The 4291-nt window shown below is 46.4% G+C and carries 4 protein-coding genes and 1 pseudogene; all 5 read right to left on the reverse strand.

Annotation, left to right across the window (positions count from 1 at the left end; translation table 11 throughout):
* A pseudogene (locus ACKOVI_RS02115) lies at positions 1–194 on the reverse strand (DciA family protein); the annotation flags it as partial.
* Complete coding sequence (gene recF, locus ACKOVI_RS02120) at positions 194–1288, reverse strand: DNA replication/repair protein RecF (protein ID WP_509602363.1); 1095 nt, start codon at positions 1286–1288, stop codon at positions 194–196. The gene recF and the pseudogene ACKOVI_RS02115, both read right to left, overlap by 1 nt.
* A gap of 15 nt (positions 1289–1303) precedes the next feature.
* Entirely contained in the window at positions 1304–2434 is a 1131-nt protein-coding gene (dnaN, locus tag ACKOVI_RS02125) for a DNA polymerase III subunit beta (RefSeq protein ID WP_509602364.1), read from the reverse strand.
* Positions 2431–2706, reverse strand: coding sequence for a hypothetical protein (locus ACKOVI_RS02130; RefSeq protein ID WP_509602365.1), 276 nt, complete (start codon positions 2704–2706; stop codon positions 2431–2433). The genes dnaN and ACKOVI_RS02130 overlap by 4 nt, the downstream gene beginning before the upstream one ends.
* Before the next feature lie 191 nt (positions 2707–2897).
* A complete protein-coding gene (gene dnaA, locus ACKOVI_RS02135) occupies positions 2898–4289 on the reverse strand; it encodes a chromosomal replication initiator protein DnaA (protein WP_509602366.1) in 1392 nt (463 codons plus the stop codon).
* Positions 4290–4291 lie beyond the last annotated feature (2 nt).

Consider the following 4291-nt stretch of genomic DNA (forward strand, 5'->3'; position numbering starts at 1 on the left):
GGCCAGGTAGCGAAGAGATTACCTTCAGCAAGGCCTGAATCCCATTCGCGGTCTTTTACTAAATCTTCAAGGATATTGGCGACGAGGGTTGGGTCACCGGGTGTTTGGCTGCGTTCCGGGCGGGGGCGCGATTTTTTAACAAAGCCGGTCTTGTAACTGCGGAACAAATCCAGGGCGAGGTCGCGTTTAGCCATTACTCCACCTCCTTTGAAACAGATCCCGGGGTTACATAGAACTTTGCAGACAATAGCTCTGGTGGAAGGTCGCTTTCAACTGCTGTGGTGATGATGGTTTGTTCGGCTAGTTGAGTAACGGCGGTGAGTTGTTGGCGACGTTGGTTATCGAGCTCAGCAAAAATATCATCGAGGATTAAGACAGGATCTGCACCTTCTGATTTCAAAAGTGTGTAACTGCCGATACGGAGAGCGATTGCCATCGACCAAGATTCACCGTGGCTTGCATATCCCTTTGCAGGAAAGTCTCCGAGTTGTAAATGTAGATCGTCACGGTGTGGACCGATCAGCGATGCGCCGCGATCCATCTCTTGTTTAATTACTTCGGTTGCTCGTTGTTGAAGAATAGAAATATTTTCTTGAATGTCTGCAGTGAGACCTTCTGTAGATGATTTATATGAGATTGATGCAGGTTTTACTTCATTAAGGTTTCGGTAATGCTCTGCAACAAATGGGTTGAGGTCATCTACTAACTTCACACGTTCAGCCGATAACTCTGCGCCGAATCTAATAAGTTGTTCAGTCCAAGGTTCTAGGGCGTTCTGCGGTGCGCGAGTTTTTAAAAGAGTATTGCGTTGGCGGACAACGCGGTCGTAATCACTAATTACTCCAGCAAGTCGTGGAGTTTGAGTAATCAGTAATTTATCTAAGAAGTTGCGGCGGTCAGTTGGCTCACCGCGCACCAAATCGAGATCTTCTGGTGAGAAGTAGACAATCTGCAAAGCGCCAAGAATTTCACGTTGTGATTTAACAGGGTTACCGTTTAGGCGTGCACGGTTTGTTTTACTTGCATTGATCTCTAAATCAACTTGTAGTGAACGGTTGTCGCGTTCAATTTCAGCTCGGATGATTGCTTGATCGCTACCGAGAGATAAGAGTGGTTGGTTTGTTGAAACACGGTGGGATGAAAGGTAGGCAAGATAAATCAAACTCTCGGCGATATTTGTTTTACCTGAACCGTTATTGCCGATAAAGGTTGTCGGCCCAGGTGAAAACTCCAGCTCGAGGTTTTTGTAAGAGCGGAAGTTATTGAGCGCAAGGCGTGTGACGCGCATAAGAAGTAGTGCTTCTTATGAGGCGTAGCGCATAGGCATCAGAAGATACTTATATGTATCGATTGAGGCGCCATTAGGTTCGGTGCGGCCAGTCAAGATCGCTGGCTTATTTGAACCTGTAAATGAGATCTGCACAAATGGAGTTCCTACAGCCTGAAGACCATCTGCAAGGAATACTGGGTTGAATGCAATTGAGATTGGGTCCCCGTTAAGCAATACATCAATTGTTTCGGTTGCTTGTGCTTCTTCACCAGTACCTGCTTCAAGTGAGACTCCACCATCTGCAAATTCAAGACGTAATGGAATTGTCTTATCTGCAACAAGAGCAACACGTCGCACAGAATCTAAGAATGGTGCAACCTCAACAACTGCTGTTGTTGATGCTTCACTTGGAAGTAAGTGGCGGTATGGAGGGAAGGTTCCATCCAACATACGTGACGTCATTGACTTACCATCACCGGCAAAACCGGCAAGGCGATCAGAAGATATTGCTGGTGCAAACGATAGGGAAACTTCTTTTGAACCTGATAGTGATTTAGCAGCATCGGCAAGTGTGCGAGCGCGCATAAGTGCTGATGTTGATAATCCTGGTGTTGATGGGTTCCAAGAGAATTCACGAACTGCAAGACGATAACGATCAGTTGCAGCGAGGGTTACTTTATCTTCTTCGATTTCGACATGAACGCCGGTAAGAGTCGGAAGAGAGTCATCGCGGCCTGCAGCGATTGCAACTTGTGCAACAGCTGTAGCGAATGTGTCACTTGCAACAACACCTGTGCGCTCTGGAAGTTCAGGAAGATTTGGATACTCTGAAAGTGAGAGCGTTGGAAGTGTGAACTTTGCTGAACCTGACGTCACCAATACACGTGAACCATCGAGAGTAATCGTGATTGGCTTATTTGGGAGTGAGCGAGAAATTTCTGCAAGAAGTTTTCCTGGAACGAGGACTTCGCCTTTCTCGAAAATATCTGCTGAGAAATTAGCTTTTGAAGAAGTCTCTAAATCTGAAGCTGAAAGGGTGACTTGTTCGCCTGTAGCGTCGATCTTGATACCGAGGAGCTCTGTCTTAATAGGGCGGGTTGAGAGTGAACGTGAGACCCAGTTGACCCCATCAGTTAACGCGTGCTGATCTACAGTGAATTTCATGCCGAAGCCCTCATCCCAATCGTCGGGCTTTCAGCGCCCTCAAGGTTGGAAAGTTTGGCATATAAATAGCCCAGCGCGGAATGGGTTATTTCTCCGTGAGAAAACCACAGGTTCGCTTGGGGAGAGAGATATTTATATATAAAGATAGTAGTAATAGGTATAAGCCTTTTCTGTGGGAAAGTAGTAAAAACGCAGGTCAGAAGGGTTGAGTTATCCTCTTTTTCTGTGGATAAACGGTTGATAACTGTGGATAAAGAGTGGATTGACGCCATTCAAACTCCTTCGGATGAGAGATCCCTCCCCTCTATAGAAGAGAAATAGCTATTTTTAACCACAGAACCACGTTTATATCCACAGTTATCCACACCTTTTCCACATCTGGGGGTAAAGGTGTTAAAGCGGACATCTCTCAACTGGTCATTGAGAACTAGACCTTGAGATTAGAGCCGAGGTGAGAACTGAGTTAGTACGAGCTCTGCTGCTTAATCTTGGTGGTGATCTCGTTAACGTGGTTATACAAAGCTCGACGCTCAGCCATAAGTTCACGGATCTTGCGGTCGGCATGCATCACAGTGGTGTGGTCACGGCCACCGAAGGTCTGACCAATCTTAGGTAGGGACAAATCGGTGAGCTCACGGCAGAGGTACATCGCAATCTGACGCGCTTCAACAAGTGCTCGAGAGCGAGATGTTCCGCAGAGATCTTCAAGAGTTAATTTAAAGAAAGCTGCAGTCTGAGCCATGATCGTTGCAGCTGTGATCTCTGGGTTGGATTCAGAGGGCATTAAATCTTTCAAAACAATTTCCGCAAGACCCATATCAACACTCTGCCGGTTCAAACTTGCGAAAGCGGTGACACGAATCAACGCTCCTTCGAGCTCGCGGATATTTGTGGAAATTTTACTTGCGATAAATTCAAGAACATCATCTGGAGCATTGAGACGATCTTGTGCAGCTTTCTTACGAAGAATCGCGATACGTGTCTCAAGCTCTGGTGGTTGAACATCGATTGTAAATCCCCACGCAAATCGTGAACGGAGTCGATCTTCAAGAGTTGTTAATTGTTTTGGTGAACGATCAGAGGAGATAACAATCTGCTTCTTTGCATTATGCAAAGTATTAAATGTATGGAAGAACTCTTCTTGAGTACGTTCTTTATTTTCCAAGAATTGAATGTCATCAATAAGCAATACATCTAAGTCACGATAGCGACGCTGGAAAGATGTTGCTTTATCGTCGCGAATCGAGTTAATAAAATCATTTGTGAATTCTTCAGATGAAACATAACGCACGCGGATATTAGGGAATAGTTCACGTGAATACGCACCAATTGCGTGAAGCAAGTGAGTCTTGCCAAGACCTGAATCACCATAGATAAAAAGCGGGTTGTACGCCTTCGCTGGTGCCTCTGCTACTGCAATAGCTGCAGCGCGTGCGAACCGGTTTGATTCGCCGGTAACAAAAGTTTCAAATGTGTAGCGCTCGTTGAGTTGTGATCCGAGTGCATCATTAGATGATGAAGAGATCGATGGCGCTGCTTCACGACCTGTACCTGGTCGTGGAACATCAACAGAGATTGTTGGTTCTGGTAAATCTGCGAGCTCGAGCGAGTCATCGACCATCACCGCGATATTTGCAGCACTTCCCAGTTCGCGAGTGAGCACTTCGTTGACAACAGGGCGAAGACGCGACTCAAGAACATCCTTCGCGAAGGCATTGGGAGCTGCAACCAAGAGACTGGTTGGACCATCTGCATTTTCAACAAGGCCTCGAGGTTTAGTCATTGCGAGGAAGGCGCGGTGTTGAGGTTCGCCGGCCGAAACATGATCGACCACGCGCTCCCACAACTGGGTCAATT

Origin of the sequence: Candidatus Planktophila sp., from assembly GCF_046070465.1 — a bacterium.
GTDB lineage: Bacteria > Actinomycetota > Actinomycetes > Nanopelagicales > Nanopelagicaceae > Planktophila.